24 protein-coding genes, 4 tRNA genes and 1 pseudogene are annotated in these 26,654 nt (G+C 68.0%); 12 read left to right on the forward strand and 17 right to left on the reverse strand.

Annotation, left to right across the window (positions count from 1 at the left end; genetic code table 11):
* Nucleotides 1-62: 62 nt before the first annotated feature.
* From KZI27_RS10475 to KZI27_RS10490, 4 genes are all read right to left on the reverse strand, one after another.
* Nucleotides 63-3,428, reverse strand: coding sequence for an ATP-binding protein (locus KZI27_RS10475; protein ID WP_222657603.1), 3,366 nt, complete (start codon nt 3,426-3,428; stop codon nt 63-65).
* On the reverse strand, nt 3,425-4,204 hold the full coding sequence (locus KZI27_RS10480) for a DUF4194 domain-containing protein (protein ID WP_222657604.1): 780 nt from the start codon (nt 4,202-4,204) through the stop codon (nt 3,425-3,427). The genes KZI27_RS10475 and KZI27_RS10480 overlap by 4 nt, the downstream gene beginning before the upstream one ends.
* Nucleotides 4,201-5,736, reverse strand: coding sequence for a DUF3375 family protein (locus KZI27_RS10485; RefSeq protein ID WP_222657605.1), 1,536 nt, complete (start codon nt 5,734-5,736; stop codon nt 4,201-4,203). Before KZI27_RS10485 ends, KZI27_RS10480 begins: the two co-directional genes overlap by 4 nt.
* A 100-nt stretch (nt 5,737-5,836) precedes the next feature.
* A tRNA-Val gene (locus tag KZI27_RS10490) sits at nt 5,837-5,909 on the reverse strand.
* Nucleotides 5,910-6,268: 359 nt separating this feature from the next.
* Here KZI27_RS10490 and KZI27_RS10495 point away from each other — a divergent pair.
* The 3 genes from KZI27_RS10495 to KZI27_RS10505 all read left to right on the forward strand — a co-directional run bounded on the left by KZI27_RS10495 (nt 6,269) and on the right by KZI27_RS10505 (nt 6,616).
* Nucleotides 6,269-6,340: transfer RNA gene (locus KZI27_RS10495), tRNA-Gly, on the forward strand.
* Between the two features lie 82 nt (nt 6,341-6,422).
* Nucleotides 6,423-6,496: transfer RNA gene (locus KZI27_RS10500), tRNA-Cys, on the forward strand.
* Nucleotides 6,497-6,544: 48 nt separating this feature from the next.
* Nucleotides 6,545-6,616 (forward strand) — tRNA-Val (locus KZI27_RS10505).
* A gap of 464 nt (nt 6,617-7,080) precedes the next feature.
* Here the strand turns inward: KZI27_RS10505 and KZI27_RS10510 are convergent.
* Both KZI27_RS10510 and KZI27_RS10515 read right to left on the reverse strand, forming a co-directional pair.
* Nucleotides 7,081-8,223 carry a tyrosine-type recombinase/integrase gene (locus tag KZI27_RS10510; protein ID WP_222657606.1) on the reverse strand — a complete coding sequence of 381 codons (1,143 nt, stop codon included), beginning with the start codon at nt 8,221-8,223 and terminating at the stop codon, nt 7,081-7,083.
* Nucleotides 8,223-8,474 (reverse strand): helix-turn-helix domain-containing protein, encoded by a 252-nt coding sequence (locus KZI27_RS10515; protein ID WP_222657607.1) that lies wholly within the window; start codon nt 8,472-8,474, stop codon nt 8,223-8,225. Before KZI27_RS10515 ends, KZI27_RS10510 begins: the two co-directional genes overlap by 1 nt.
* 880 nt (nt 8,475-9,354) lie before the next feature.
* Between KZI27_RS10515 and KZI27_RS10520 the strand changes: the two genes are divergently transcribed.
* Nucleotides 9,355-9,639 (forward strand): hypothetical protein, encoded by a 285-nt coding sequence (locus KZI27_RS10520; protein ID WP_222657608.1) that lies wholly within the window; start codon nt 9,355-9,357, stop codon nt 9,637-9,639.
* Between the two features lie 399 nt (nt 9,640-10,038).
* Here the strand turns inward: KZI27_RS10520 and KZI27_RS10525 are convergent, their stop codons facing one another.
* Both KZI27_RS10525 and KZI27_RS10530 read right to left on the reverse strand, forming a co-directional pair.
* Entirely contained in the window at nt 10,039-12,417 is a 2,379-nt protein-coding gene (locus KZI27_RS10525; RefSeq protein ID WP_222657609.1) for an AAA family ATPase, read from the reverse strand.
* A 229-nt stretch (nt 12,418-12,646) separates the two neighbouring features.
* Nucleotides 12,647-13,228, reverse strand: a complete 582-nt coding sequence (locus tag KZI27_RS10530) for a hypothetical protein (protein ID WP_222657610.1) — start codon at nt 13,226-13,228, stop codon at nt 12,647-12,649.
* Between the two features lie 442 nt (nt 13,229-13,670).
* Between KZI27_RS10530 and KZI27_RS10535 the strand changes: the two genes are divergently transcribed.
* Both KZI27_RS10535 and KZI27_RS10540 read left to right on the forward strand, forming a co-directional pair.
* Nucleotides 13,671-15,473: a hypothetical protein gene (locus tag KZI27_RS10535; protein WP_222657611.1), complete on the forward strand. Its 1,803-nt coding sequence runs from the start codon at nt 13,671-13,673 to the stop codon at nt 15,471-15,473.
* 91 nt (nt 15,474-15,564) lie between these two features.
* Nucleotides 15,565-15,990: a hypothetical protein gene (locus KZI27_RS10540; RefSeq protein WP_222657612.1), complete on the forward strand. Its 426-nt coding sequence runs from the start codon at nt 15,565-15,567 to the stop codon at nt 15,988-15,990.
* Nucleotides 15,991-16,387: 397 nt separating this feature from the next.
* Here KZI27_RS10540 and KZI27_RS20240 read toward each other — a convergent pair whose 3' ends face one another.
* From KZI27_RS20240 to KZI27_RS20370, 4 genes and pseudogenes are all read right to left on the reverse strand, one after another.
* Nucleotides 16,388-16,525 carry a hypothetical protein gene (locus tag KZI27_RS20240; protein ID WP_261783856.1) on the reverse strand — a complete coding sequence of 46 codons (138 nt, stop codon included), beginning with the start codon at nt 16,523-16,525 and terminating at the stop codon, nt 16,388-16,390.
* Between the two features lie 152 nt (nt 16,526-16,677).
* Nucleotides 16,678-16,959: a hypothetical protein gene (locus KZI27_RS20245; protein ID WP_261783857.1), complete on the reverse strand. Its 282-nt coding sequence runs from the start codon at nt 16,957-16,959 to the stop codon at nt 16,678-16,680.
* Nucleotides 16,960-17,088: 129 nt separating this feature from the next.
* The gene (locus KZI27_RS20250) at nt 17,089-17,469 is read right to left on the reverse strand and encodes a hypothetical protein (protein WP_261783858.1); all 381 of its coding nucleotides are present in this window, start codon (nt 17,467-17,469) and stop codon (nt 17,089-17,091) included.
* 373 nt (nt 17,470-17,842) lie between these two features.
* Nucleotides 17,843-18,007, reverse strand: a pseudogene (locus KZI27_RS20370) (AAA family ATPase); the annotation flags it as partial.
* Between the two features lie 119 nt (nt 18,008-18,126).
* Here KZI27_RS20370 and KZI27_RS10550 point away from each other — a divergent pair.
* From KZI27_RS10550 to KZI27_RS10560, 3 genes are all read left to right on the forward strand, one after another.
* Nucleotides 18,127-18,531 (forward strand): SDR family NAD(P)-dependent oxidoreductase, encoded by a 405-nt coding sequence (locus tag KZI27_RS10550; protein WP_261783859.1) that lies wholly within the window; start codon nt 18,127-18,129, stop codon nt 18,529-18,531.
* 107 nt (nt 18,532-18,638) lie between these two features.
* A complete protein-coding gene (locus tag KZI27_RS10555) occupies nt 18,639-19,853 on the forward strand; it encodes a hypothetical protein (RefSeq protein WP_222657613.1) in 1,215 nt (404 codons plus the stop codon).
* The gene (locus KZI27_RS10560) at nt 19,850-20,326 is read left to right on the forward strand and encodes a hypothetical protein (protein ID WP_222657614.1); all 477 of its coding nucleotides are present in this window, start codon (nt 19,850-19,852) and stop codon (nt 20,324-20,326) included. The genes KZI27_RS10555 and KZI27_RS10560 overlap by 4 nt, the downstream gene beginning before the upstream one ends.
* A 47-nt stretch (nt 20,327-20,373) precedes the next feature.
* Here KZI27_RS10560 and KZI27_RS10565 read toward each other — a convergent pair whose 3' ends face one another.
* On the reverse strand, nt 20,374-20,913 hold the full coding sequence (locus KZI27_RS10565; RefSeq protein WP_222657615.1) for a hypothetical protein: 540 nt from the start codon (nt 20,911-20,913) through the stop codon (nt 20,374-20,376).
* Nucleotides 20,914-21,509: 596 nt separating this feature from the next.
* The gene (locus tag KZI27_RS10570; protein ID WP_222657616.1) at nt 21,510-21,965 is read right to left on the reverse strand and encodes a pyridoxamine 5'-phosphate oxidase family protein; all 456 of its coding nucleotides are present in this window, start codon (nt 21,963-21,965) and stop codon (nt 21,510-21,512) included.
* A gap of 674 nt (nt 21,966-22,639) precedes the next feature.
* Here KZI27_RS10570 and KZI27_RS10575 point away from each other — a divergent pair.
* Nucleotides 22,640-23,182 (forward strand): hypothetical protein, encoded by a 543-nt coding sequence (locus KZI27_RS10575; RefSeq protein WP_222657617.1) that lies wholly within the window; start codon nt 22,640-22,642, stop codon nt 23,180-23,182.
* A 6-nt stretch (nt 23,183-23,188) separates the two neighbouring features.
* On the opposite strand, the gene KZI27_RS10580 is transcribed toward KZI27_RS10575, so the two are convergent.
* The 3 genes from KZI27_RS10580 to KZI27_RS10590 form a co-directional block, all read right to left on the reverse strand.
* Nucleotides 23,189-23,782, reverse strand: coding sequence for a hypothetical protein (locus tag KZI27_RS10580; protein ID WP_222657618.1), 594 nt, complete (start codon nt 23,780-23,782; stop codon nt 23,189-23,191).
* Between the two features lie 14 nt (nt 23,783-23,796).
* A complete protein-coding gene (locus tag KZI27_RS10585; protein WP_222657619.1) occupies nt 23,797-24,264 on the reverse strand; it encodes a phosphohydrolase in 468 nt (155 codons plus the stop codon).
* 391 nt (nt 24,265-24,655) lie between these two features.
* Nucleotides 24,656-25,708 (reverse strand): contact-dependent growth inhibition system immunity protein, encoded by a 1,053-nt coding sequence (locus KZI27_RS10590; RefSeq protein WP_222657620.1) that lies wholly within the window; start codon nt 25,706-25,708, stop codon nt 24,656-24,658.
* 179 nt (nt 25,709-25,887) lie between these two features.
* On the opposite strand from KZI27_RS10590, the gene KZI27_RS10595 reads away from it, so the two are divergent.
* Together KZI27_RS10595 and KZI27_RS10600 are read left to right on the forward strand one after the other, a co-directional pair.
* Nucleotides 25,888-26,070: a hypothetical protein gene (locus KZI27_RS10595; protein WP_222657621.1), complete on the forward strand. Its 183-nt coding sequence runs from the start codon at nt 25,888-25,890 to the stop codon at nt 26,068-26,070.
* Nucleotides 26,067-26,651, forward strand: coding sequence for a hypothetical protein (locus KZI27_RS10600; RefSeq protein WP_222657622.1), 585 nt, complete (start codon nt 26,067-26,069; stop codon nt 26,649-26,651). The genes KZI27_RS10595 and KZI27_RS10600 overlap by 4 nt, the downstream gene beginning before the upstream one ends.
* Nucleotides 26,652-26,654 lie beyond the last annotated feature (3 nt).

Genomic DNA, 26,654 nt, shown 5'->3' on the forward strand with positions numbered 1-26,654 from the left:
CGGAACCTGGGGGGACGCCGCCGCCGGGACGCCCGCCGCCCGCGCCCGCGCCGCGCCCCGCGTCAGGCGTCGGCGGGGACCCGCGCGATCTCGGTGATGGACGAGTGGCCCGTCTCGGGGTGCTTGCGCATCGAGAGCAGCCGCTCCATCGAGGGTTCGAGCGCCGTGACCTTGTCGAGCGGCGCACTCACCACCAGCTGGAACCCGAGCCGGAGCCACGCGGTGACCGCACGGCCGGCGAACTCCGAGTCCGCCTTGATGAACGCCTCGTCGAGGAACACCGGGGCGAACCGGGGCCGGGGACGGGTCTCGTCGCCGAGCTGGTACCGGAGCGCCGCACCGACGATGAACGCCACGAGTTCCTGCGTCTCACCACCGGACTTGTCGCCGAGCGACGAGTACACCCCGAGGTCGACGCCCGACGTGTCGTAGCGCACGGCCGTGATCTCCATGTGCCGTCGGACGTCGAGCACGGCGTCTCGCTGCGTGGTGCGACCACGGGCGGCGTCGGGATCGGGGCGGATGACGGCCATGAAGCGCCGGAGCCGGCGGAACCGGGTCTCGAGCACGTCGTCGGTCAGCTCGGAGTCGACCGAGGCGGACAGGGCGCGGAGCTCGCGGCGGAACGCGGTGACGTCCTCGCGCGTCACCCGGCGGATCTGGATCTTCAGGCGGTCGCGGTTCGCGCCGAACGGCAGGTCCCGCAGGATCTCGTTGACCGGCTCGAGACGCTCCTCGATCTCGACGACGGCACGGTCGAACGCGCCGGCGAGCGGGACGAGGTCCTCGCCGCTCCACTGCGACAGCCGCCGACGCCACTCGGTGCGGCGTGCGTGCAGTCCGGTCGCGACGATCTGGTCGAGGATGGCGTGGTAGTCCGGGTAGGACGCGACGCCGGTGCCGAGGTTCGGGTCCGGCCAGGCGTCTTGGTACCGCTGGAACGTGAGCGTCAGCGACGTCGAGGCCGCTGCGGCACCGTCGAGCGCCTGCGACAGCCGTTCCTCCAGCCGGCGTCGGAGCCGTCGTGTGGCGTCGTCGAAGCCGTCCACGCCGTCCGGGGCGCCGACCTCGGCGAACGTCTCGGCGAGCAGTCGCGACTGCTCGTCGTCGGGCAACGACTCGGGGGTGTCGTCGAAACGCGACAGGATCTCGGCTGCGGCGTCCTGACCGTCGACGAGCACGGCGTGCCGCTCCTCGAGCCGCTGCACCCAGAGCCGTGCTGCGGAGCGTCGGTCGGCGGTCTCGTCGAGCGACTTCCGTAGGCGGGCGACCGAGGCGCGCAGCGTCCGCAGGCCATCGTCGGCGGCGAGCAGCGCCTGGCGTTCCTCGTCGAGTCGAGCCAACGAGGTCTCGACCCCCTCGACGTCGATGGCGTCCCAGGTCACGTCGACGACGTGCTGGTGGGCGGCGCGCAGGACGTCGAGCGCGGTGAGGTCCTGTGCGACGTCGGTGCGACGGGCCTCGAGCGTGGCGAGGTCCTGCGCGATCGACGCGAGCTCCTGCTCGACGGCGGCGACGCGGGCCTCGTTCGTGAAGCCGATGACGTTGGCCTGGCGCCGGTCGCCGTGCGCACCACGACGGCCGTCGCGGAGCTGGCCGGACTCGGTGACGCGCCGGCCACCGCCGCCGAGCTCGGAGGCGTCGGTCACGCAGCGGGCGTCGGTGCGCTCGGACTCGATCCGCTCGCGCACCCAGGTGCTGAACGGCGAGTGCTTGATCGCGAGCTTGCCGGACACCATCGCGGGGTCGCCGTCGAGGTCCAGGTGCGGACCGGTCGGCACGCCCTCGAACTGCACGCGGACGGGCAGGCGGAGCGCGTCGATCGCCTCGCTGAACGCGCCCAGCCGGTCCTGGTCGACCAGCAGGGTGCGGGCGACGGGAGCCAGCACGGACTCGATCGCCGTGCGCCAGCGCTCCTCGCCGGGCTGCACGTCGAGCAGTTCCGCGACGAAGGGCAGGTCTGCGGGGTCGATGCCGGCCGCCCGGGCCATCGCGAGCCGGGCCTCGTGCATCGGCAGCGGCATCGCGCCTTGGCGGTGCTCGAGCGACTGCCGCTCCTGCCGCAGCGAGCGCTCCCGGTCGAGGAGCGGGTACTCCTCGCGCGTCAGGGCGTCGCGGCGGTCGTCCAGGTCCGAGCGCGAAGCAGCGTACCCACCGAGGAACTCGTGCGCGGCGCGCTGGATCCCGGTGAAGTCCTGCTCGGAGGACACCGAGACCCCGAGGACGGCGGTCCGCTCGTCGAACGTCGCCCGGGTGCGGACGACCGCGTCGCGTTCGCGCGTGCGGCGGTCGATGCGGTCCTCGAGTTGGGCGAGCGCGTTGCCGCCCTGGTCGCGCAGCCGCGCCTCGGCGTCGCGCAGCTCGATCTCCACGGCGGCGTGCCGGGCTTCCGCAGCGGCGACCTCGGCGCGGGACGCGGTGCGCTCCCGACCGTTGCGGTCCACCTCGGCGTCGAGCAGATCGCGCTTCCGCGAGGCCGTCCAGTGCGCGAACGGGGAGACCTCGGCACCGGTGGCGATGCCGTCCAGCGCCGCGGCCGCGGCCTTCGAGCGCTCGATCTCGTCGTGCAGGTCGGTGATGGGGGAGAGGATGCGGACCTTGCGCTCCTCGGTGTCCATCGCCTCGTACGCCTCGTCGAGCGCGGAGAAGTGCGCGAGGGCACGGTCGGCCGCCTCGTAGGTGCCGGGGGTCTCGAGCACGAGCGACTTGTACAGCGCGTCGACCGTCGGCAGGTGCTGCCCGGCCTGGATGCGCGCGAGCAGGCGCATCGCCCGGTTGCCGCCACCGGAGTCGCCGATGCCGAGGCGCGTCTGCAGCGTGTACGCGAGCTCCTGGTAGGTGTCGCGGATGACGAGGCCGGGAACACGACCGGTCAGTTCGAGGTGGTGGAACCGCGTCGGCACGAACTCCTCGAGGCGACGCAGGTCGAAGGTGTCGTCGACCGTGGCCATGGTCATCTGGATGTCGCCGACGCCCCGCGCGCGCTTCGGCACGATGTACGCCCGCAACACCGTGAAGCGGCGCTCGTCGTCGTTCCGGAACGTGACCGCGGCCGCACCCCAGGTGGTCTGGTCGTCGCCGCGCAGGTTCACGTCGCGCAGGGCGCCGGACTCGGGGTCGCGGCGGGTGTCGACCTTGCCGCGCAGGTACGTGAGCAGGTTGCGCTGGTCGGCGCTGCGGGCACGCCCGGTCGTGGCGTCGTTCGAGGCGCCGTTGAACGGCACGTCGGACGGCATCATCACGGCCAGGTACGCGTCCATGAGCGTGGACTTGCCGGTGCCGGACGCGCCGGAGATGAGCGTCGCGGTGCCGGACAGCTCGACCTGGCGGTGACCGTGGAACCCGCCCCAGTTGACGACCTGCATCGACTCGGCGCGCCACTGCGCGACCGTGTCGAAGAGCGCCGGGATCTCGAACGTGTCGGTCACGCTTCCGTCTCGCCTTCGTCGTCGGTGTCGGTGTCGTCAGTCGGGAGGCCCGGGTCGGCTCCGTCGGTCGGCTCGCCGCCCGGGGCGGTCGCCACTTCCTGCGCGGTGGTGGTCCGCAACCACGTGTCCAGTTCCAGCAGGCGCTCCAGGGGGAGCAGCACCTCGACGACGCTCGCCACCCGGAAGCGGTCCGGGTCGGACGTGCGGATCAGGATGCGCGCCGTGACGAGGCGCTCGACGGCCTTCGCCACACGGCCCTCGTCACGGGTGCGGTCGGTCGCGGTGGCCGGTCGGAACCCGGCGACGTGCCCGAGGATCTCGGAGCGGTCGACGACGACCTGGTCCGGCCCCGGTCGGGCATCGGCTCGCAGCCGCATCCGCAGGTAGACGAGGACGATCGTCTCCTCGCGGGTGTACGGCAGGTCGCGCAGCAGGGTCGGGAACGTGCGGCGCTGGCTCTCCGAGCGGGCCTGGCGCTTCCAGGCGACCTCGCGGTCGCGGTCGACGTGGAGCTCGAGGAACAGGTCGTTCAGGCGCGATCGTAGTTGGTACTCGCCGTCGAGCACCGCACGCCACTCGTCGGGGTGTGTGCGGGAGCTGACGTACGAGTGGCGGAGCAGCGCCACCAGGGCGCGGCGCTGGTGTTCGTCGAGCCGACCCTCGTCGCCCTCGAAGAGGGCGAAGCTGGACTCGTCGCGTTCGTCGTCCTGCAGGACCGTTGCGGGGTCGTCGTAGGGGACCGTCTCGTCGACCGGTGCCGGCGTCGTGTCGCTCACCGTGCCTCCTGTGCGTTCTGTGTGTCGTCGTGGGGATCGCCGGCCGGCGTGCGCTCCGCAGCGAGCGCCGCGGTGGGCATGTGGAAGGTGACCGGGCTGCCGTCCGGGCGCACCGTGCGGTGTTCGGCGAGGTGCGCGGCGGACTCGAAGTCGTCGCGCCCCGTCAGCAGGTGGGCGAGGCCGAACAACTCGACCGGTCGACGCTGCTGGGGCGGCAGCCCGTGGAACGCGTCGACGCTCGAGTCGGCCTCGGCGAACCGGAGTGCGGCGCGCAGCTCGGTCAGGAGCGGACCGCCGTGCTTGCGGAGCATCTCGACGTCGAGGTCCTCGAAGACGTCGTCGTCGGGTTCCTCGATGGGTGGCGGCACCGACTCGGCGTCCGGGTCGTAGAAGCGTTCGCGCAGGGTGCCGATCTCGGCCGATGCCGGCAGCAGCGGGAGCGGGATGCGGTCGCGCGCGCCGCCCTGGTCCATCAGCGTCGCCAGGCCGCGGTTGATCGAACGGATGACGGCGTCGAGTTCACGGTCGCGGACCACGTCGTGGGCGACGATCTGGTCGCGGAGCGTGGCGGTGAGCTGGCGGCGCTGGGCGAGGACGTCCTCGATGCCCTGGCGGAGGATCGTCACCGTGTTGCGGAACGCGCGACGCTCACCGGCGCCGAGGCCCTCGGCGAAGGGATGGGACAGGATCGTGGCGATGTCGTCCCGCAGGCGGAGCAGCAGCGCGTCGTCGCGCAGGAGCTCGAAGGCGCCCTCGAACGCGCGGCCCTCCGGTGTGGCCTGCATCAGGTTGTCGGTGCGTGCGAGGTAGTCGTCGAGGATCTCGCCGATCGGACGGACCTCTTGCCGGAAGTCCTCGACGATCGAGCGGTGCATCGTCGCGACGGCCTCTTCCACACGCTTGAAGTCGCTCGGGAGCTGCCGGATGAGGTCGGAGATGTTCGTGTAGCCGTCCCGCATCCGGTCGTCCTCGACGGTGACGACGTCGTCGCCGTGCTCGAGGCGTTCGCGCTCAGCCTGCAGCTCGGCGATCTGGGCGTCGATGCGGCGGATCTGCACGTCGGGGTCGGGCTCGGCGCGAGCGGCCCAGCGGTGCACGGCGTCCACGATCATCGCCAGGCGGCTCTCGCTGATCAGGGCACGGTCGGCGGACAGGGCGTCGACGAGGCTCAGGGCCTCGAGCGCGTGGCTCGTCAGGGAGTACTGCTCGTCGCCGTCCGGGGAGTTGGAGCGCACGAGCCACTGGGCCGCCACCCACTCACGGCAGAGGGCGCGGCCGTTCGGTCGGGGGTCCTGCTCGCTCTGCTCGTGCTGGTCGCTCGCGGGCACGCGCGCGCCCGAGGCCTGCAGGCGGGCGACGTGCTCCTCGACCTGCAGGTGCATGCGGTCGGCGGGGACGTACTGGACGTCGCGGTCGAAGACCGTGCGGAACACGGCGAGGACCGTCGCGCTCGTCGGGCGGGACATGAGCCGCAGGGTCGGACGGTCGAGGACCGCTCGGACCCGGGCGAACTCGAGGTCGACGTCGGTCATGCGCCCCTTCGTCCGATCGTGCTGGTGGTGCGGCCCGCGTGCTGCGGGCCGGTGAGATGACAAGAGCCCGACGCTGCTGCGTCGGGCTCTGTCTCAAGGGTGGGCGATACCAGACTCGAACTGATGACCTCTTCGGTGTGAACGAAGCGCGCTACCAACTGCGCCAATCGCCCCCTGCACTGTTCGTGCGAGTCGATAGTAGCGGATGTCTCGCGGTGCTCCGAACACGACGCGCTGCCCGGGTGTGGCGCGCTGCGCGTGTGCAGCGGCGCACCGTGCGGCGTTGGGGCGCGTTCGCACGGTGCGGCATTGGCGCCTCGGTGCGAGCTTGACCGTATGGTGCGGGGCTGAAAGCAGGCACGGAGCACACAACCGTGCACCACATGGCAAAGACTGCGCCGTGCGAGGGGGCTCGAGCCGGCCGGATCCGCATGAACTCGGGGGACACGCCCGGTGAACGGGAAGGATTTTGGCGGATGCCCCTGGGTTCGTATAGAGTTTACGTCGTCGCCGCGACAGCGGAAAGACAAGTGCGGATGTGGCGCAGTGGTAGCGCATCACCTTGCCAAGGTGAGGGTCGCGAGTTCGAATCTCGTCATCCGCTCGAGTGTGGGGCTTCTCGAAGCCCTGCGACTCACCAGAGGGTATCCCACCGTTCGGGTACTCACGGAGACGTGAACCTCGATGGTGGGGTGGCCGAGAGGCTAGGCAGCGGCCTGCAAAGCCGTCCACGCGGGTTCGAATCCCGTCCCCACCTCCAGCAACACCCTCCAGATCCTGTGCGAACTCCGGTTCAGACAGGGAATCTGGGCGATTGGCGCAGCGGTAGCGCGCTTCCCTGACACGGAAGAGGTCACTGGTTCGATCCCAGTATCGCCCACGAAACGAAAACCCCCGGAAATCCGGGGGTTTTCGCGTTTCATCAGGTATTACGAAGGGCTCAGATCAGAGCACGTGGCACGGTTTTGGCACGATCCTTGCAAGGTCCTGCCGCCCCCGCGCCGTGGCAGATGCCACCTTGGTCGCCTTGTCGTCGATCGTCGTCATCGTCGCGTCCGAAACCGATCAGGCTGACCCGCGGACGAGCGACCGTTGGCGTGTGCCCGTGACGCGAGCGTGGCACGTGCAGTGACTGAGTCGGCGCCCGCGCTGCAAGAGCTCGACGGCCGATGTCGGTGCTCGAACCGTCGTGTCCGATGCGCGAGTCGCTCTCACGCGCTCTGCTTCGGTGCTTCACGGCCGACGCCGTGCTGCCCGCGGGGCGAGTCTCGCACGAACGCCGAAAGCCGGCCTGTCGACGAATCAAACAGGCCGGCTTTCGGCGAGATGGACGGGGATGGGGGTTCAGAGCCGGTTCGCGATGCCAGATCCCGAGGCGAGGTCTTCGAGCTTCGCGACCAGCGGGTCGAAGTCCGCGGGGAAGAGCCCGGTGTAGACGTCGAGCGTGATGCTCGGCTTCGCGTGCCCGAGCATGCTCTGCACGAGTGGCACGGTCGCACCCGCAGACACCCCGAGGCTCGCGGCGGTGTGCCGTAAGTCGTGCGGGGTGAGCTTCGGGAAATGCTGCACGACCGTCCGATGCGCGAAGTCGCTCGCGGGCCAGCTTGCGATCGCCCGCTGAACGGCCGGAGCGAAGACGCGACGCCGCCAGGTCGAGAGCCTGAGCATGCCGCCCTCCGGCGCGATGAAGACGAGGTCGTGTGCGGCACGTCCTGCCGAGCGTCGTCGGAGCGGCTCCATGACCTGTGGCACTCCGGGAACCTGTCGCGCCTTGCCGTTCTTGGGCGGACCGAGCACGAGCTCGCCCCTGACCTCGGTCGCGGACCTCCGCACGCGCACGACGTTGTTCGCGAAGTCGAGGTCGGCGAACGTGAGCGCAGCGGCTTCGCCGAACCGGAGACCAGAGAACGCCAGAAAGGCGATGAGCATCCGGTCGCGCTCCTGCGCCTCGTCGAGGAGGTGCGCGACCTGCGGGGCGCTGAGGTAGCCGTGCTCGCGCGTCACTACGGTGGGCAGCTTGACTCCTCGCGCTGGGTTCCCGGTCAGCAGGCCCTGCTCGACACACTCCTCGAGAACGCCCCCGAGGATCTGGTGCGCCTTTTGGATCGTCTGCGCTCCGGCGCCGGCGGCGTGGATGGACTCCACCCAGGCCCGCACCGACTTCTTCGTGAGGGCCTCGAGCGACGTCTCGCTCCAGTAGGGCGTGATCCACTTGCCCGCGACGGCCGCGCGGTTCGCGACCGTGGTCGCGGCGAGCGTCGCGCGCCGCGCGAGGAACTCGTCGATGAACGGGCCGAGCTTCTGCGACAGGTCAGACTGGGTCCGGTAGGTCGGCTTACTCATCGCGACGACGTTTGCCGCGGACCAGACGTTCGCGTCTCGCTTGGTCCGGAACCCGCGCTTCCGCGTCGTTCCCCCGTCCGGCTTGGTGTACCCGACCTCGAACCGCTTGCCCTTTGCCGTCTCGTACTCTCGGATCGTGGCCATCAGGCAGCCACTCCGTTGTGCGAGACGCGCGTCTGCTCGACGTAGTCGAGCAGGTCACTGAGGCGGTAGGCCACGGAGCGGCCGACCTTGATGTACGCGGGGCCGCGGCGGAGGTAGCGCCACTGGGCGAGCGTGCCCACGGACGTGAGGAGGAACGATGCGGCTTCAGCCGGCTTGAGGAGAGCTGCGTACTTCTGGGTGAGCTCGCGGGTCTCCGATTCCGCGGTCAGGCGGCTCAAGGACGTGGGCATGGGTGGTTCGCTTTCGGTGCTGGACGTGGCGAGCTCGGTGAGCCCGTTGTCTTCCGGAGTGGGTGACGCACCGTCTATGCGCGAACGCGACATCAGCCGTGATCAAAGAACGTAAGCCCAGGTCACGTCGGCGAGTCGTTCCCTACGCATGAGACGCGCTCGGTCCTCTCGAAAGAGCTCTGTCAGGTGTGGCAAGAAGGTGAAGCCCAACCTCGGTGTCCCCTGAGCGCGGCGTTCTCCGAACCGGCCAGATGCGGCACGCGCCTCGAAGTTCCGGGACGCACGTCCCAGCTGGTGCCCCGATGACCGCTGGCGGTGCCGTCTTCGGTTACGGATCTATTGCGACCGACCGATGTCGGCCGAAGGACCTTGATGACTACCCGGGAAAGGATGACAGTGACTTTGTCAGGTGGTGTATCGGTCGGCCAGTTCGAGGCAGGTAAGCAGTCCGTATGGCGCTCCACCTTTGAGAACTCCAGCGAACGGGCTATCTGTGACAAGTTGCACGGGTCGGGCTATAGAAGGCCAGCCGCCTCGCTGGGGGAGTGCGCCGGCGGATGGCATCAGGACGCCTGCTCCGGTGGCGGCGAAGCAGCGGCGCTTACGCGCGCGTCAAGCATCAGCGCGTCGAGACGACGTAGCCGTATCGGGCGCTCGAGGCCCACCCTCGTGCGCATACTCGGATGCATCAGAGGTGAATCGTCTTCGGTTGCGCGCTGCCTGGGGAGCCAGTGCAGTCTTGCGTCAGCGGGATCGACTGCTCCATTCAAGGTCGACCGCTACGAGCCGTTCGACGTCCTCGCTGTACTTGCGGCGACAGAGACGAATTCAGACGACTTAGGTGTGTCGGACGATCGGATCAGCCCGGTAGCGTCGCGATGTGACTGTAGCCCTCATCGTCCTCTTCTCAGCCTCCGCGATCTTGCCCATCGCGGGCCTGGTTCGTCTCTATCGAGCGGCACGCGCCGCGTCCATCAAACGACAAGCTGAGGTCGATCAGCGCGGTTTCATAGAACCGACCTTTGGGGACTTCGATGCCTTTGTCGCATCGTGGTCAGAAGAAGTTCTGACGGAGGACCGCAAAGCCAGATTCGTCGATCTCCTCCTGATCGGGGGCGGCCTGGTCTGCGGGGCTTCAGCGAGCATCTGGGATGTACTCGTTTAGCGCCACTCGAGCCATGCTCGTCATTCATCTAGCAACGGTATCGACCACTCAGTAACCAATGGGCAGGAGTTTTCCCCACACGGCGCGCGAGACAAGGTCAGGTAGCTCGCGCCACCAGTCGAGCTCGTCATCCTGAGATGACCGAGGCGAAGTGCCCGACCTCGACGCCGAGATCACCCGCCCGCTCACTCGTCGTTGCGGTCCGCCGAGTCGAGTTGCTCGACGAGATCTGCGAAGTTCAGGTTCAGCGCAGTGGCGACACGCCACCACGACTCGACGGCGCCACAACCCGCTGGACACGTCCACGAAGGAGGAGGCCATCGGCAGCCGCGAACAGCGCGCACAGTCTGGCGAGCCAAGGATTCTGCGCGAAACTACACAGCGGTTACTTCCTGCTCCTCAAGCCGACAGCGCTCCGGCGTCGCCGGTCAGCAGCGCATCGTCGAGCTCAAGAACGGCGCACATCGACGTGTAATGGTCCGCATCGAGAATCCTCATCAGTTCGAACACCGCCTGAATCACCGGGACCGCTTCGCTCGGCTGCAGCGGACGGCCGATGTCTGGCTCTTCGTTGTGGGAGTAGGCATGGAGGTACCGAACGACGCGAGTGCGCGCGGGACCCAATTCCAGGGCATCGATTGCCACCCTGAGGGCGGCGTCGAAGCTCCCGACGTGCTGAGGGTATCTGAACGCTAGAAACGCCTCGAGCATCCGTCGTGCCGCGTTCGGTGCGAGCGCGAGTGCGTCCAGCTGCTCAGCCAGCGTTCCACCGTTCACCGCTGCTTCGAGTGCGCGGCCGACCTGGCTGAAGAGGTAGTGGTACTGCGAGCGGAGCGTTGCGGCCTTGGACGAGTCAGTGTGTGGCCACTTCACGAACGTCGGGGTCCGCTGCACGGAACCGTTGGCCTCGACATTCCGGATGTGCAGCTCGTGAACGGTAGCGGAACCCGGCACGTGCCTGCGTCCGGTCTGCAGCTGGATCACCCATTGACGGAACATCTCGAAGCTGTGGGTGAAGACGAACACCTGGGCGATGGAGGTGCGCGGTACAAGCTCAGCCCATAGGTGTGAGGACACACCGAACATCACGTTGTGGTCGAGGCTCGAGACCGGGTCATCGATGAACACGATCGGCTTGGTGTCCACAACGGCACTGCTTCGTAGGCGCGCGAGGAAGTGGATCAGCGCGATACAGGTACGTTCACCCTCGCTGAGCGCGGTTGCCGGGGATCCGTTGCGTTCGAGTCGATAGGTGACCCGGTCCGGTCCTGTCGTGATCGACAACTCATCCCGGCCGAGCAGGCGCGTCAATGACCTATTGAGCTCATCTGCGAGCGGGATGGGATCGGCTTCAAGGTCCGCTAGCGCGAGAATCCGATTGTCTGTCTTGACCTTCTCACGGCCGAGCTCCGTCCATTCATCATCTGCTCGCGTCACTTCCGCCTCTGATCGGTCGACTTCGGAGGCGATATCGGCGATGTACCGAAGCTCGACACGACGCGCTGCATCCGCGACGCTCTTCGCGTGCGTTTGGCTGCGTGCGTCGTGGCGAGACAGAATCGCATCGATGTCGGCCGTTGAGGGCGGAACGAGACGCAGGTCTGCGGGACGACGAGGGGTGTCGAACGGGTTTGATCGCTTCATCTGCAAGGCGTCAAGGAGCGCCTGAATTGAGGCTTGGTAGACCGCGAGTGCGTTCGAGTACGCTTCTTTGGCCTTGTCGAAATCGACGACGACTTCGGTGTAGAGGTCACGGCTGAGCGGCAGTGCAGTGAGGTGCCGCTCGGCGTTGGTCGACGAGTCCTCCATGCGACGGATGAGGATGTCGACGCGACGTTGTAGATGCAGTAGTGCCGCGCCGAAGTGCGCGTCGAGCTCTTCTCGGCGTGTCGTCGTGATGGATCCATCGCAGAAGAGGCAGCGGTCGAGATCCTTGTGCAGCTGCAGGCCTGCTTGCACCCACTCAGCCCGTTCCCCGTTTCCAGCGAGTGCGTCGATGGCTCGGTCGGTGACGCTCTCCGAGAGCACCGAATCGATCGATTCCAGGTCCGCTTCATTGACGAGATCTGGTCGTGTCACGTGGGTTGAGGACACCATCGGCGCAGCCTTGGCGACGACCAGATCCTCCGCCAGGTCTGCCGACGCGCCCTCGAGAACGGAACGGTCCTGACGGAGGGTGTTGCGGACTTGCGTGATGGTGTAGGCGTTAGTTGCGCGAAAGCGATCGCCGACGTGGCCGAGATTCGCAACAACCGTCTTCGCGGCGGAGCGCATGAGGTCGTCGCGTCGCTTCGACGCGGCCGTGGACTGCGCGCGGAGCTCTGCGCGCCGAGCTGTGATTTCGGTCGCACGAGCACGTTTCTCCGCGAGCTCCTCTCGCGCACGCACATTCGCTTCACCGATCGTGAGGAGCGCGTCCGGGCGAGGACCGTCACCACCTTCGAACCGAAGGCTCCGAAGCACGTAGTCACGGTTGAAGACGTGGACACGTCTCCAGGCGTCGTGGCCGGGACTCGTGACTTGTTCGGTGGCGAGGCTTCCTTCCTGCCAGTCGAACCGCACGTCTGCCGACGGCAGGAGCGTCTCATCGACGCATTCCTGCATCAGTGATGCGAGCGTCGATTTGCCGGACCCGTTCGTACCGAAGACGAGGTTCACGCGACCGAACGGGCTCGCGCTCGACCCCATCGACCAGCGTTGGTAGATGCGGTAGTCACCAATGTGATTGAAGCGGGTGAACACTTCTTCCCCTTTGTCCTCGGCCACGTTGGCCAGCATCGAAGGTAATGGAGGCTCATGATCGCGGAGGGAGGCACGCCGAGCCGGTACCGCCCTGCGCAACATCGTTGCTGAAGCGCGGACGTCGTCCGGTCTCAGTTCGCGGGCCCGGCCGGAGGATGACTGGTGACCGGCGGCCATCTACGACCGCAAAGTTTTCGGTGCCCGGCATTCGAGACTACCGATCGGTACAACTTGGCGCCGAAGCCGCAGCGCTGTGCGAGGCCGCCTAGCTGCCGGGGAACATCTCTCGAAACCGCGCGTACGCATCGGGGTCGACCGACAGTTCCATCGCCGCGCGCTGATGACGGAGCTGCTCGAGCTGCAGCTCCTCCTTCGCGTCGACCGCGCCTCCGATGAGCTCGCCAACGCGTCGGGTGAGCGGACTTCCGACGCCTTGGCGGAAGTTGAAGCCGAGCAGCTGCAGGACGTTGACCGTCTCGACCGAGAGCAGCGGAGCGAAGGTCTCGATCTGCTGCTTCATCGCGGCGCCGGCGGCTTCGTTCTCTGTCGCTTCAGCGAGCTGCACAAGTAACGGCACCACAGTGTCAGCGATGTAGCGGACGTCTCCAGGGGTGAGCTGCTGCGCGACGAGCTCATGCTGGTAAGACTGGGCGATTCGGGTGAGTTCGTTCTTGTCAGCGATGAGGTCGGAGACGATCTGCTCGAGCGCATCTGCACGGGCGGCGGCGTCCTTCGACGCGCGGAGCGCCCCGATCTTGTCAGTGATTGCCGTCGCCGTGTTGCGGGCCGCGCTGGCGGCGAGTTGCGTTGCGAGTTGAGCGACTTGAGGAGTTACGACGTCATCCATGCGTGGAGCATTGCAGCAGCATCTGACAGCGACACGCACGCGGATGGGAGACCAGTCCACGTCGGGCCAAGCGTCCCAGAGAGCCGGGAAACGCCGGCGCCCGCTCGGAAGTCAGATGCACGCATGCGGCGACTCGTGCGGAGCTCGGAGCGCGTCTTGCCACCCGCACGCCGAGTCCACCGCCTGCCAGTAGCCCCGTAACACGAGCGCAGCTCAGTCGGTGAAGGTCACCTGTTCCCCGGTCGACCACGGGGTGCTCGGGGGACCAGAGAACATCCCGCGGAACGCCTTCAAGACGGTGTCAAAGCGGGCAGCATAAGCATGGCGTGCCAACGTCTTCCTATACCGAGCGAGAGCGGATGTCGTCAACGAGGGCAGGAGGCAGCCAGTGAGGATGGGTACCCGGCCGGCGGTCAGTGAGTGGATGCTTACGGTCGCGCAAGTGCTGCCGTTGCCGCATGGAGCGGAGCTGCCGTACACGCTTGGCGACGCGGTTCACGAGATCGGAGCGTGGGCGCGAGCCTCGGATCCATCAGGTTGGAAAAGTAGGCAGACCACGCGAACGGTCGAGTCGCTGCGGGTTGAGTTGCGTGCGCAGCTCCTTCGGATCGGGCCCCGACTGACGGATACGCTCGCGGCAGTGGTGGGTGACCTCATCGCGGCGAGCACCCGTGACGACATCGTCGTGCTGACGGATCGGTTCACCGAGGCGTGGGTCAGGGACTCCACCATCATCGACGCGTTCTGGGATCTCTGCGACGCGGCGCAGCAACCTGGCGCTCGGACCGAGTCGTTGCGGTGGTTGGCAGATGTGATCGCGTCCCGGGTCGGGCCAGCCGCCCGAGGCGCTTTGTCCGCGCTTTCCGAAGCGGCGAACGCGCTGGTGTCGCCCGAGGAGGATCTATGTCGTCGCGGCGCACCCGAGCACCCGCGGGCGTTCAGCGAGCAAGACCGGATCGACCTTGCATTGCAGGCGCTGCGGACAGCTCCGGCCGGCAACGTGGTGGTCTGGTTGGCGTACACGCGAGCGATCACCGAGATGCGGATGGTCGCCGGCCCTCTGACGTTCCTCCGAGCGGATTGGGCGCTCCCGAACGCGTTTGACGGTGGCCCGAACGACTTCCCTGAGCGCGACGAGCTTCGCGCTATTCGCACGGACGCGTTCTGGCTTGACCCGCTCCTGGAGGCATCGTTGCGTCCGGAGAATCGGATTGTGCTCGTCCGAGTCGACCTGGGGCAGCGTGCTATCGCCGGCGCTCTCGAGGAGGCACAGAACCGCGTCGAAGCGGTGCTCAGCGTTGTCATCACCTCGGGTGGCGCATCGTGGCTCGACACCGGCTCACGCGTGGTGCTGCTCGACGACGCGGTACGGATGTCGACAGGGATGCCCGATCTGCACGAGCCCGTCGACATTCGAGACACCTGGGGAATGGGTGACACCGCGACGGTCGTCACGGGGGTCATCGACACCTTGAACGTTCCGCTGTCGTCTCGGCCGATGCCGGCGCCGCTCGTAGAGGCGCTGACGACCCTGCGGGAAGCGCGAATGACGAACCACCGCGATGTGTTGTTCTACGGTGCCCGTGAAGTGAGTCCGCGTATTGCCACGGCGCTGGAAGACCACGCGATGGAGCTACTCGCTGCAGCGATGGGCACCTCGGGCAAGGTGTTTGCCGACGCGCTGAACATCCATGAGGGTCTGAGGCGAGCGCGACGGTCCACCGCCGATGGCCTGCTCGCCCCGTTCGATCGGCAGTGGAACGAGGAGGAGCGTCAGAGGCACGACGAACTCGAACGGAAGGTCATCACGTACGAGCGCGGAGCTCGGCTAGTGTCCGTATCCGCAGTCGTTGCGCATCTTGAGGAGTTTCGAATGCTGCCGATGAGCGATCTGCAACGTGCCGATTTCGAGGCCGCCGTGAAGGTATGCACCGAACCGGCCGCGGAACGGCGTCTCATGGAGCAGGCGCAGGAAGACACCCGAGTGCTGCAACTGCGTCACCGACGGGTTCGCAACGCCATCAATCACGCCCTACCGCTCAACGCTGCGGCGCTCCACAGCATTCGTAGCTACGCGGAGCACACTTCAGGGACTGGGTTGAACATCGCTCTGAACTGGTACGTCGCTGACGATGACGGCCCGGCCCGGGTAGGTCGACCCGCGCAGGACTGGATTACCCGCATGCATCGTATGGATGCCGGCACGAGTTGGGCTGACGAGGACGCGTCAACGCGAGAGCGGTGAGGGTGCGGTGCGCCGTCGCAGTCGGTCGGCGCGACGGCGCCTGTGCTGGCGGCGACTCACGCCAGAACTGCGGATCCGATCGACTCTCAGCATGAGTGAACCCAGCCTTCCCCCTGACATCGCGGAAATGCCGAGCGACAAAGCTCTCCTCGCTGACATCGGTCGTGTCGCGTGGGCCGCGGCCCGCCTGCATGCAGCGGTCCGCGACGTGATCAACAGCCACGTGGGTGCTGCATCCGACGCTCCCTCCAAAAAAACACTCGGTGGCGCCATCGCCGACCTCGAGAAACTGGCCACCGCGGCAGGACGCGCGGACCAGGTGGATTGGGTGGTGAACACCGGCAGGCCCGCGTCCCGGAAGCGGAATGCGGTCGTCCACGCGGTCACCTACATGGCCAATGACGGGAAGCAGGCGCTCGGAACCGTTGACCACAGCGTCCCCCGACGCTTCCTCGCGCCGGAACTGCAGGACGTGACGCGTGCGCTCGTCGATGCGAGCCGCGCACTCCCCAGGTAGACGACCCTTTCTCTCGGCATGCGCGTCCGATGCTCGTCAAGGGCAGGGCGGATGCCGTTCGTCACGCTCGTGGTCGCAGTGTCCGCACCGAGGAAAGCGCTTCGACACGGGCCTGGGCTTCGGCGAGATCTGCAGCAAGTTCCGAAACGACAGTTGCGTAGCGATGAAGGTGTTCCTTCAGCTGACGAAGCTCTGCCCTAAGCGCGTCGTTAGTTTCACGCTCGGTCTGGAGGGACGTTTCCAGCGCGTCGCGGTTCGCGATCCTTATCTGGTACTTCGGCAGCAACGCTCCGGCTCGTGCGGTGAATCCTTAGCTATCGAGACCGCCTCGCACGATCTCCTTGGTGCCGTCGCGCCGCCGCTAGGACTGCCACTGGGGGCGGTGTGGCGCGCGTCGTCACGAGCGGACCTCTCGTCGATGGGCGAGCACGAGCGCCACTGTTCCGAGCACCGCGGCGACGGCCAGCAGCCACCAGGCTGCCGACCAGTCGACGAGTTCCGCCGGGACGCCGGGGGTGTGGGTGAACGGGCTCACCTGCCGCGCCCGCCCCGGCACCCGGAGCAGGCCCCGAACTGCCCGAGGACCAGCGCGAGACCGAGGGCAACCCAGCCCGCCCAGGACACCGCGCGCGGCAGCATCGCAGCGATCACCGCGACGACAGCCGCGAGGACGAGCGCTGCTGGCAGCTAGACCAGTGCAGCGATCACGGTGGACCAGAACCGGTCGGGTCCGGCGCCGGTCACGAGGAAGGCCACCCCGCCGACGACGCCCGTGGTGGACGCGACGGCGAGCGCTCCGACCGCCCCGACCGTCGCCCACTCGTCGAGGTGCCGGACCCGTCCGGCCCGGGCCGCCAGCAGCAGCTCTGTGCGACCCGTCCGGTCGTCCTCGACGACGCGGAGGACGCCGCCGATGCTCGCGGCGGCGGCGGCGGCGGCGGCGAGGACGGACGAGATGCCTACGACCACGGCGACGAACTCTTCGAGGAGCGCACCGCGGCCCCCCTGGCACGAGGGTGCCGAGCAGCCGGACGACCGACGGGTCCCCGCGCACCGCGTCGATCGCCGTGGTGCCGAGGACGCCAGCGAGCAGCCCCGTCAGCGCACCCCCGACCGCCCACGCCGCGACTGTGCCGCGGTGGAGACGGAACGCCAAGCCGAGCGACGAGTGCAGTCGCCCGGTCGCTCGGCCAGGCCGCTCCGGCAGCAGCGCTGCGCCGAGGTCGCGCCGGTGAGTCCGAGGCACGTGAAGACCTCGAAGAACGCGTAGGCGCCCTCGCCGGTGCCGTCGGGCACACCGCGGAGCGCGAGCAGGCTCGGAGACGCCGTGATGACCTCGACCAGGGACCGGCGCTCGGTGAGCGTGCCGTACGCCTGCGGTACCGCCGCTGCCGTCGCACCGGCGAGGAGCGCCGCGACGAGCGCCCAGACCGGGATCCTGACCCGCTCCCGACGGAGCGCGGTCCCGATGACGCTCACCGTGCCTCCCGGCCGTAGTGGCGGAGGAACAGCTCCCCGAGCGACGGGGGTTCGATCGTGAGAGCGTCCACCCGGTGGCCGCCGAGGGCGGCGAGGACCGCGGCGACCGCCGCTGGCTCGGCACCGAAGCGGAGCTTGTCGCCGTTCGGACGAGCTCGTGCACGCCCTCGAGTGCGGCAATCCGGTCGGCTGGAGCGTCGATCCGGTCCGACACCGCGCTGCGCGTCAGGTGCCGCATCTCGGCGAGCGTCCCCGTCCCGACGACGCGTCCGGCGCGCACGATCGTGACGCGGTCGCAGAGTGCCTCGATCTCGGCGAGCAGGTGGCTCGACAGCAGGACAGTGGCGCCGTCCGCGCGGACGCGGCGCACCTCGTCCCGGAACAACTCCTCCATCACCGGGTCGAGCCCGCTGGCGGGTTCGTCGAGGACGTAGAGCTGCGCCGGTCGGACAAACGCTGCGATCAACGCGACCTTCTGCCGGTTGCCCTTCGAGTACGAGCGGGCGCGCTTCCGGGTGTCGAGGTCGAAGTCCCGCACGAGGCGGTCCCGGAGTGCCCGGTTCGCACCGCCCCGCAGGGCGGTGAGCAGGTCGATCGTCTCGCCACCCGAGAGCTCCGGCCAGAGGGCGACGCCGCGGGGACCGATGCCAGGTCGGCGTGCACCGCAACGGCGTCGCCGTTCTTCCCACGATGGTCCGGGCAAGCGCGGGGACCATTGCGATGGTGTCGTCCGAAGCCGGCTTGCGGGGCTCTGCGGCCGGGACCGTGTACACGACGTCGAAGCACGCGGTGAACAGCTTCATGCGAAGCACGACGTTCTTCTCCGTACCTGCTGGCATCCGATGCAATGCCGTCGCACCGGGAGCCGTCGCGACGAGCGTCGAGGCACGGTTTCGGTCGCTGTACGCCGGAGATCGGCTCGGCCCGTACCTGCAGACGAACGTGCCTCCAATCGCCCCAGCCGGACAGCTCGCTGCTGCAGTCACGTGGTTGTTGAGCGACGACTGGGCGAACGTCACCCGAGAGGTGCCGCCGTCGGGCGGCGGCTGGTGCACAACCTGAGCAGGACGGAGGCATGCGATGGCATCGACAGTGAGGCGCGGCTCCTGTTCGGGTCGTGCCTCGAACTCGGGGTCGCGATCAGCCGAGGAACGAGCGATCGTCGATGAATGACGTCGGAGCAGCCTCGAGGCGAGCAGTTCGGGACGGTCCGTCAAATCGCCGTGGCGCTGAACGGCACTCGGACCTTGATCGACCGTCAGGTGTTCGAGGACCTTTTCGAGAACTCTGTCGTCAGTGGCCGCGCCCCCTACCGGCGAGCGCTCGATCGTGCCCAGATTACGTTCAGTGACCTTGTCGAGCTGTCGCGGAAGGCAGACATTCCGTACCCGCTGTTCTTCGCTCCCCACGATCACGTCCGTGCGCAGATCGCGACCAAGACGGCCAAGCTCCTCCAGGGTGTGAGCAAGGAGACGTTCGCGCTCAACTCGCGGACGACGATCGATGTGAGGGACGTCGAGCTCATCATCAAGGACCTCATCCGGAAGCAGATGCTGCTCCGGAAGCACGATCCTGGGCTTGAAGACAATCGGATCGTGGGCCTGCTCAAGAACTCGCGAGGGACGGCGGCGGAAGATGCGCGAGTGCTGCTCGACGCTCTCGGGCTCGAACGCGACACCCTCGCCCAGGCGCGGACGAAGAAGCGCGCGCTCGAGATCATGACCGAGCGACTGGAAGCGCGGCAAGTCCTCGTCTCGCTCAGCGTTCGCGGGTTCATGCCACAGCTCATCGAGGTGAAGTTCAGCGGGCTGACCGTGAAAGACAAGAAGGTTCCGTACATCTTCCTCGCACGCGGGGACCACGGGGACGACCAGGAGCCCGAGGGCCGGCAGCTCTTCACCCTGACGTTGCTCGCCGTTCTCGTCGCACGGGGCATCTTCGCCCCTGTGACGTACGACGGCCGGAGTCCCGCCGTCGGGCCCGGCCGAGAGTACGACATCGTCGGCGAGATCCTTATGCCAGAGGCTGCCGTCCGCGCACTCGACCTGCAGACGCTCGAGGATGTGAAGACCGAGGCGGATCGATTCAAGGTGACCCCGAGCGCCCTGGTCGTCCGAGCACAGCGATTGCGTCTCGTAACCCCGGCGACTGCCAATGCCCACCTGAACGCCCTCGGTCGAGAATTCGCCGCCCGGCCGCCCAGTCGGGCACAGCAACCCAAGCCAGTGAACGGTATCCGTACCTACAACGGCAGGGAGTTCTCGGCCCGTATGGTCAGGGCACTGGACGCCGGGCAGGTCTCGCCTGGCGATTTCTGCAGAGCCGCGTGCGCGAATAAGATCAGGCCGCACCAGATCCGCGACTTCCGAGAAGCACTCGAATGATGGGTCACCGATACCTCCTCGACAACAACGTCCTCTCGCGTCTCAGCGAGGAAGAGCGGTCCAGGTCCTTCATCCGCGAAAACTGTCGTGTCCCGTCAGAGGTGTTGTACGAAGCTCGGTTCTTCCAGGACGCCGGGTCCCTCGTTGCGCTCGAGTACCGAACGACCGGAAGAGTGTTGCAGCGCCTCCAGGAAGTCATGGAGCGTGTGGCCGTCGACGACGTGCGCCTGGTCAACCTCTACAGCGGCAAGGGCAACGCCGACCCGATGCTCGTAGCCTGCGCTCTGGACGCCGTGAGTGAAGAGAACGAAGGCCTCTTTGGTGATGATTGGGCGATCATCTCCAACGACGACGCGGTTTGCGCGATGGCAGGCCTGTTCGGTATCCCCGTCCTCACAAGCGGCGACCTCGATGTCCTCCTCGGTGACGGCGATGACGGCGGAGGCGGCGGGGACGCGACCCGCCTCGTCTGACGGTGCTGTGCCGTTCTGCGCCCCGACCGGTCTCCCATCCATCACCTTCAACCAGGCATCCTCCGAAGGGCCGCGCGCCTCGTCCTGAGGCGACTCCGCGTCATGGCGATGGCCGCTGTTTCGGTTGCAGCGGTCGCCCAGAGTTCCTGCTGGACCGCGTTCAGTGCTCGAACGACCGGATCAGCTTTGTCCGCGTTGCGCAGGAGCGGTGCGAGTTCCGCCGTCAGCCTTCTGCCCTCCTCATGCATTTGCAGGAAAGGGGAGGGCGATTGCGCGGTCGTCTCGGGGCCGAGGCTCACCACCACCGCGATGAAGAACTCGATGGTGGCGATGCCCCGCTGTGCGCCGACTTGGAGGAGAGCCAGAGCGCGTTCAAGGGTCAGCTGCGCCGCCGCCATGGCGGAACGGGTGTCTGCCTCGACAGCGATCCGCTCGACGCGACGAGCGCGGCGGATGCCCTCGAACGCGAGCTCCTCATGGGGGCCGTTCTCGGACAGCGACAACGCGACTCGTTCGACCGCACGGCAGGCTTCCTTCAGGCCTGTCCGGCGACGGGCGGCTTCTTCTGTCTGCACGTCTCGGAACATGCGCGGACCGTGAACTGTGGCGCGTGCAGGTGCGCCATCAGCGAGCCTGGTCGTTGCCGCTCTCGGGAGCTCACGAAGATCGGTCCCGACGACGTCGGGGCGTGGCCGACTCAGGTGACGAGACCAACGCGCTCGTTGTGGATCACCGCCTGACATGAGCCGGCAGCTCTGCGCGTCAACTGCTCGGGGTCAAAGGGCGCCGGCTCGCTCGCTTGCGAGGCCGAGCACGGGTTCCGGAGTCGGTCTCGGCGCACATCGTTGTCGGCTAGCCGATTTCGTCTTGAGGGCACCATCAGTGGACGACGCGAAGGCACTGCCGTGGCGTCGAAAATGGGCGGAGGTCACAGTCGAGGACGCCCTCCAGATGGGCCCAATTCCGCCCGTGAGGCCAGCCGATTCACCCTGTAGGCCTCTCTCACTTCCACGGCAGGTGGCCGACCTCCGACCCAGCGTGCGGAAGCATGTCCCGTGTCCCGTGTCCCGTGTCCCGTGTCCCGTGTCCGGTCGTGCGCTCGTCTCGTGTCCTGGTTCGCACCGCCTTGCGTCGTCGCCGCGATGCTCGTCGCCGAGCGCAATTGCGACTATCTCGAGGTGCGCTACTCCAGGGGTGACAGCGATGGCCGAATGAGCGGTGGTGCGGACCGTTCGTCGTCGCTGACTGCGGTCATGGAGCAGCTTGGTTGAAGAGCCGCCCCGTGATGCTGGTCGGCTCCAGCACGATGGTGGCTCATTTCGGCGTCGCGAGCATCGATCGCATCCGCCGAGCGGTGACGTTTCGCGTGGGGGATGTGGACTGTGCCTCGCACAACGACCCTCCACGCTGTCGAACCGTCGTGCTCGTCCATCTCCATGACGATCTCGCGTCCTCCGTATACGGCGTCAAGGATCACGTTGCTCGACGTCGCGAAGAACAGCCGCCGGTCCTCGGCGACGAAGTTCAACGGGATGACCTTCAGCGACTCGTCGGTTCGGGACGCGACGCGCGCTGTTCGCTCGCTGCGCAGATGGCACCAGCACTGGTCGGGATCCAGCACGAAGACCAGTTCGTCCAACGGAGTCCCGTCAGAGTGACCCCGGCGCTCTGGCACCCCGTGGTCTGGTGCTCCCGCGGGCGGGTTCGTCGTCTGCATCGTCGTGCCTTCCTCGATGGCAGGTCGGCGCAGGGGGACAAGCCCCAGCGAATCCCGCGACCCGCAGGGGAGCCCGAGCGAGGAACGTGCGAGCCCCGCCGACGAGACGCCCACGTCGAGACGGCACCAGCCACCACCCGCTGGGAGCGAAGCGGACAGCGGGACAAGCAGACGTCACGCGGACACTCCGAACACGCACCGGCAACGCCGGTGACGCGCCAGCGGACCCGGACAGAGTCCGCCCCGCTGACCCGCCCCGGCTGCCGGTCCGTGAACGTCGCGCCTGCTCGCCCTTGACGAAGTCGCGGGCGGACGTCAGCTTGTCCCGATCACTCGCTCAGAAGTGCTCGCTCAGGTGTCCAGGCTGGTCGGTTGGGCAGGTGTCTCTTCTCGCTTTCCACTTGTCTCACGTCCGACTGCTCTTCCCCTCCTTGATCTCACCTGTCCCGTCCGGAGATCCCTTCCCTGGAATCTCGCTCCAGCCCTCGCGGCTACCGCCGGACCCGCGGGCCGCTTCGCGTCCCGGGAAGTTCACGCCGGGACACCGCGACCGCGGGACATCGGGGCGCGTCCGCCGATACGGTGAGCGCATACCCTTGGACTTCGACGCAGCACGACGTCGTGCACATGAGGAACTCGACGCTGCCGACGCTGCCGACACTGCCGCGCGTGACCGGGCCGCCGCGGACGCGGCTGCGAAGGCGTCGTTCGAGCAGCAGGCGTTGGCTCTTGGCCGGGAGATTGCCGCGGCGCTCACAGCCGCCGGTGTCCCGACGATGAAGAAGCAGGTCACCGTCCCGGGCCCGCGTGGTGATGAACTCGTCGGCTGGGAGCTTGACGCCGGTGGGAAGCGGTTCGCGCCGGTGAGTTTCTGCACCACCGACGGCCGCCTCTACGAACGGCAGAGCAACGTGTACTCACCGCTGCACGAGCTCGGGTCGCCGACGTACCGGAAGTTCGAGAACGGTGACCTCTTCTGGTTCGCTCCAGCCATCGACGGGGAACCCGACCGTTTGGGGAACGTCACCCAAGGAGTGCAGGACGCCGTCGGCTACCACCTCGCCGAACACGAACGGGACCCATCAGCGCCGGCACCGCAGCCCGCGCCGAAGAAGCGTGGGTTGTTCGGCCGGAGGTAGCCGCCGTCACCACCACGGTTCGTCATTGACGTGCTGCCCATCCGCCGCCGCGAGGACAGTGTCCCGGAGGGTGGTCGCGTCGGCGAGTTTGGCGATGCGTCGCACGGTCGCGAGGCCGACGCTCCTGCCGACCTGTGCACGCTCGAGCGCGTCCTTCGACGCGACGTGGAAGTCCCACTGCGCCACGTCGAGCGGCCGGTACTCGTCATGGGTCTGCGCCGTCTGCACGCAGAAGACGTACACGTGCGCGTTGAACTGTCGACCGGTCGGGTCGTCGCCGTGCCGCGGGTGGTACCGGGTGCCGCGCAGGCCACTGAACTCGATGCGGGACAGCTGCCGCTGCTCCCAGGCTTGCAGGTACGCCGACGACTTCACCTCCACTCGGATCCGGTCATCGACGAGCAGGTCGTACGCGTCCCACTCCACCCGGTGCACATCGGACATGCCGAGTGCTTTCGCGACGAGGAACTCCGCCAGGTAGCCGCGGGCGTTGTTCATCCGCAGGTCACCGAGCGCGAACTGCCAGAAGTCCGCCACCGTCGCCGGCACCCCGACGAACTGGTCGTCGCCACGAGCTGGGTGGACAGCCGGCGGCTGCATCCACTCCTCGTTGGTCACCGGCGGACGCCGAACTCACTGAGGACGTCCTTCAGCGTCGTCCCGAGCAGGCCGGCCGTCCGTTCGTACTTCGTCTGCAGTCGGGCGCGCGTCGCGTTGTCCTCCACCAGAGCGAGCCTGGCCGGGTCTCCGTTGTGGCTGACGTCGGCGCGCTTCACCCTCGGCGCGACCGGGTCAGCCATGACCCGCACCATCGACTCGGCGAGTGTCTCACCGCGGCGCTTCGTCATCGCGTCCACCGCGAGTACCTGCTCGGTGGTGAACCCCATCGCGCGGAGCTCGGCGAGGGTGATGTCCGTGTCCTCGACGACGTCATGCAACCAGCCGACTACACGCTCGTCAGCGGTGGACAGTCGGGCCGCGACCGCGGCGGGGTGCTCGATGTACGGCCGGCCGACCTTGTCCACCTGTCCCGCGTGCGCCCGGGTCGCGACGTTCCGCGCGAGCTCCACCATGTCCGTCATGGCCTCAGCGTGGCACGACCGGCCGGCAGGCCACCGCGCGGACCCGACGACACCGGACACCTCGCTCCCGTACTCGTCAGGCCACCACACGGACACCCGCTGGCCGTCCTGGTCCTGAGTTGTCCGCTCGAACGCGGTGACCACCTGCTGAGCCCGACGCTCCGACGGGACGTCCGAAGTGACGCCCGAAGCGGACACGGACAGCTGGTGAATAGCGGGACGCGCAGCAACCACCGCTACCGCGGCCCGGACGGTCGCGCCCGACACAGCGGAGGTTCCAGTTCCTGAGTCGCCACTCCCCAGACCGCGAGCGGTCGCCCACTCGGGGACGCCCCCATGTCCCCGGTCGGCCGGTTGCTCGCGTATCGTCCGGGCGGCTCGGCACCAACCGTCATTCGGCGTCCCGGTCGAACCGTCCGCCTCCAGGCTCGCTGTCCAGCAGGTTCCAGACGAGGAGCGTGACGGCGCCGACGACCGGGACGACCTGGACCACCTGCAGCCACCCGCTCCGGTCCGTGTCGTGCAGGCGACGGCACTGCAGGCTCAGGTTCGGCAGCAGGGTCACGACCAACCAGACGAGCAGCGCGACCATGAACGGCGCTCGGGCCGCCGTCGGCACGACAGCGACGGTGGTCACGAGCAGCCCGCAGACCGCGGCCCAGAGCGAGCGCGCCCACCAGAACTCCGACCGGCTCGCCCTGCCGTCGAAGGACGCGGCCCGCAGCACGAACCGCACGACGGCGACGCGGGGACCCGCTCCCCGGACCGGCCGTGACGACCGCTGCCAGCCCGCACGACCGAGGTCCGCCGATGCCGGTGGTGCCAGCTCGGCCGACCGCACACCGAGCTGCCGCCGCATCCACGTCAACCACTCCCGGTCCGTCGCGCCGACGTCGGCCGGGTCGTGGTTGCAGTCGAGCGCGACCAGGGTCGCGGCGATCGTGTCGTCGTCGCTCCCGAGCAGGTCGTCGAGTTCGCTCCCGAGCGCGAGCGCCTCGTCCCGTGTGGCCGTGGCGAGGAAGTGGGCCATCACGTCCTCTGGCCCCATCTCGGTGTCCACCCACGAACGGTGGAAGTACGCGCCGACGAAGCCGTCGAGAGCGGGGAAGCGATCGCTCGTGCCACCGTCGAACGACGGGTACACCGCGACGATGTCGTGCCGCCACGGGTCACCGGCGCGCACCGCGAGCACGACCCTGACGGTGTCGAGCGGTGCCTCCACGCCGAAGGCGGTGCCCACCCCGACGACACGGTGCGGCTCGGGGCGGAAGGTGAGCCGGATCGGTCGCACCATCCCGCGTCCGACCCACACGTCGATGCGTTCCCGGTTGGCGCGCAGGGCGGCGTCGGCGAGCGCCCGGACCTCCCGGTCGTTTACCGTGAAGCGCGTGGTGCCCGTCCGTAGCGTCGGTGCTGCTGCCCTGTCGTCTGTCATCGCCGTCATGCCCCCGTTAGCATCGGTCGTGCAAAAACGAGGGCGTCCGGGGCGCTGCCGGCCCGTATCCCCGTGCTCGACCGTAGCGGCGGCAGGCTGGGTTCCGCGACTCGGCCGCGACACAACCAAGGGGGTCGAGTGCACATCGAGAATCGGGAGGACCAACTGCGTCTCGACGGGGCACCGGCATGATGTTCCTCGGGCTCGGCGCCATCCCGGCGTTCGCATCGATGCGCTTCGTGTTCTGGGTGGTGTCGCCGCTGCTCGGCCTGGTCGGGTTCCTCCTCGCGTACGGGAACCGCCGCTATCAACAGCGTGCCCTTGCAGCCACCCACCTGCAGGACCCGGCGGGGGAGCCCGGCGACCGGTGAGCGATGACCGGCAGCAGATCCTTGCCCTCGACGTCGCACCTGCCGACGCGGAAGCAGTCGCCAGCCGACTGCGGACGTTCATCCGCGACCGACAGTTCGCGGTCCCACACCCGGACGCCATCGACCCCGTCCCACCGAACACCAGCAAGATCGGGATGCCGTTGCCGGCGGACCTCATCGGTCCGGCGTTCACCGCGGAACCGTACGGGTCCGACCGGCCCGACTACAACCCGCAGTGGTCGTTCATCTACGTGCACGTCCCGCACGACGAGGACCACCGCGTCTGGTTCCTCGGGGACAGCACCAGCCCGTCCAACTGCCGCTACTGCGGAAAGGAGTTCGAGCACGACCCGTTCTGGGCCGCGTTCAACGAATGGCTCGAGGGCCCGGAACCGCTACTGACCTGCCTCAACTGTGGGAAGAGCGCACTGATGGGCGACCAGGACACATCCGGCAGCATCGTCATCAGCCCGGTCGGCATCGTCCTCTCCGGCGATGGATGGGACCTCGTCCCGGAGCTCCTCGGCGCGCTCCGCACCGACTTCGGCGGCCGGTGGTGCTGGGTCAGCTACCACCCGTAGCGG

The organism is Curtobacterium sp. TC1 (genome assembly GCF_019844075.1).
Taxonomy (GTDB): Bacteria; Actinomycetota; Actinomycetes; order Actinomycetales; family Microbacteriaceae; genus Curtobacterium.

Bases quoted from the DNA above. Each gene is read 5' to 3' on its own strand.
- KZI27_RS10485 (WP_222657605.1), bottom strand. From the start codon at position 5,736: ATGACCGACGTCGACCTCGAGTTCGCCCGGGTCCGAGCGGTCCTCGAC.
- KZI27_RS10510 (WP_222657606.1), bottom strand. From the start codon at position 8,223: ATGGCCACGATCCGAGAGTACGAGACGGCAAAGGGCAAGCGGTTCGAG.
- KZI27_RS10515 (WP_222657607.1), bottom strand. From the start codon at position 8,474: ATGCCCACGTCCTTGAGCCGCCTGACCGCGGAATCGGAGACCCGCGAG.
- KZI27_RS10525 (WP_222657609.1), bottom strand. From the start codon at position 12,417: ATGCTGGCCAACGTGGCCGAGGACAAAGGGGAAGAAGTGTTCACCCGC.
- KZI27_RS10530 (WP_222657610.1), bottom strand. From the start codon at position 13,228: ATGGATGACGTCGTAACTCCTCAAGTCGCTCAACTCGCAACGCAACTC.
- KZI27_RS10540 (WP_222657612.1), top strand. From the start codon at position 15,565: ATGAGTGAACCCAGCCTTCCCCCTGACATCGCGGAAATGCCGAGCGAC.
- KZI27_RS10555 (WP_222657613.1), top strand. From the start codon at position 18,639: ATGACGTCGGAGCAGCCTCGAGGCGAGCAGTTCGGGACGGTCCGTCAA.
- KZI27_RS10560 (WP_222657614.1), top strand. From the start codon at position 19,850: ATGATGGGTCACCGATACCTCCTCGACAACAACGTCCTCTCGCGTCTC.
- KZI27_RS10565 (WP_222657615.1), bottom strand. From the start codon at position 20,913: ATGTTCCGAGACGTGCAGACAGAAGAAGCCGCCCGTCGCCGGACAGGC.
- KZI27_RS10580 (WP_222657618.1), bottom strand. From the start codon at position 23,782: ATGCAGCCGCCGGCTGTCCACCCAGCTCGTGGCGACGACCAGTTCGTC.
- KZI27_RS10585 (WP_222657619.1), bottom strand. From the start codon at position 24,264: ATGACGGACATGGTGGAGCTCGCGCGGAACGTCGCGACCCGGGCGCAC.
- KZI27_RS10590 (WP_222657620.1), bottom strand. From the start codon at position 25,708: ATGACGGCGATGACAGACGACAGGGCAGCAGCACCGACGCTACGGACG.
- KZI27_RS10595 (WP_222657621.1), top strand. From the start codon at position 25,888: ATGATGTTCCTCGGGCTCGGCGCCATCCCGGCGTTCGCATCGATGCGC.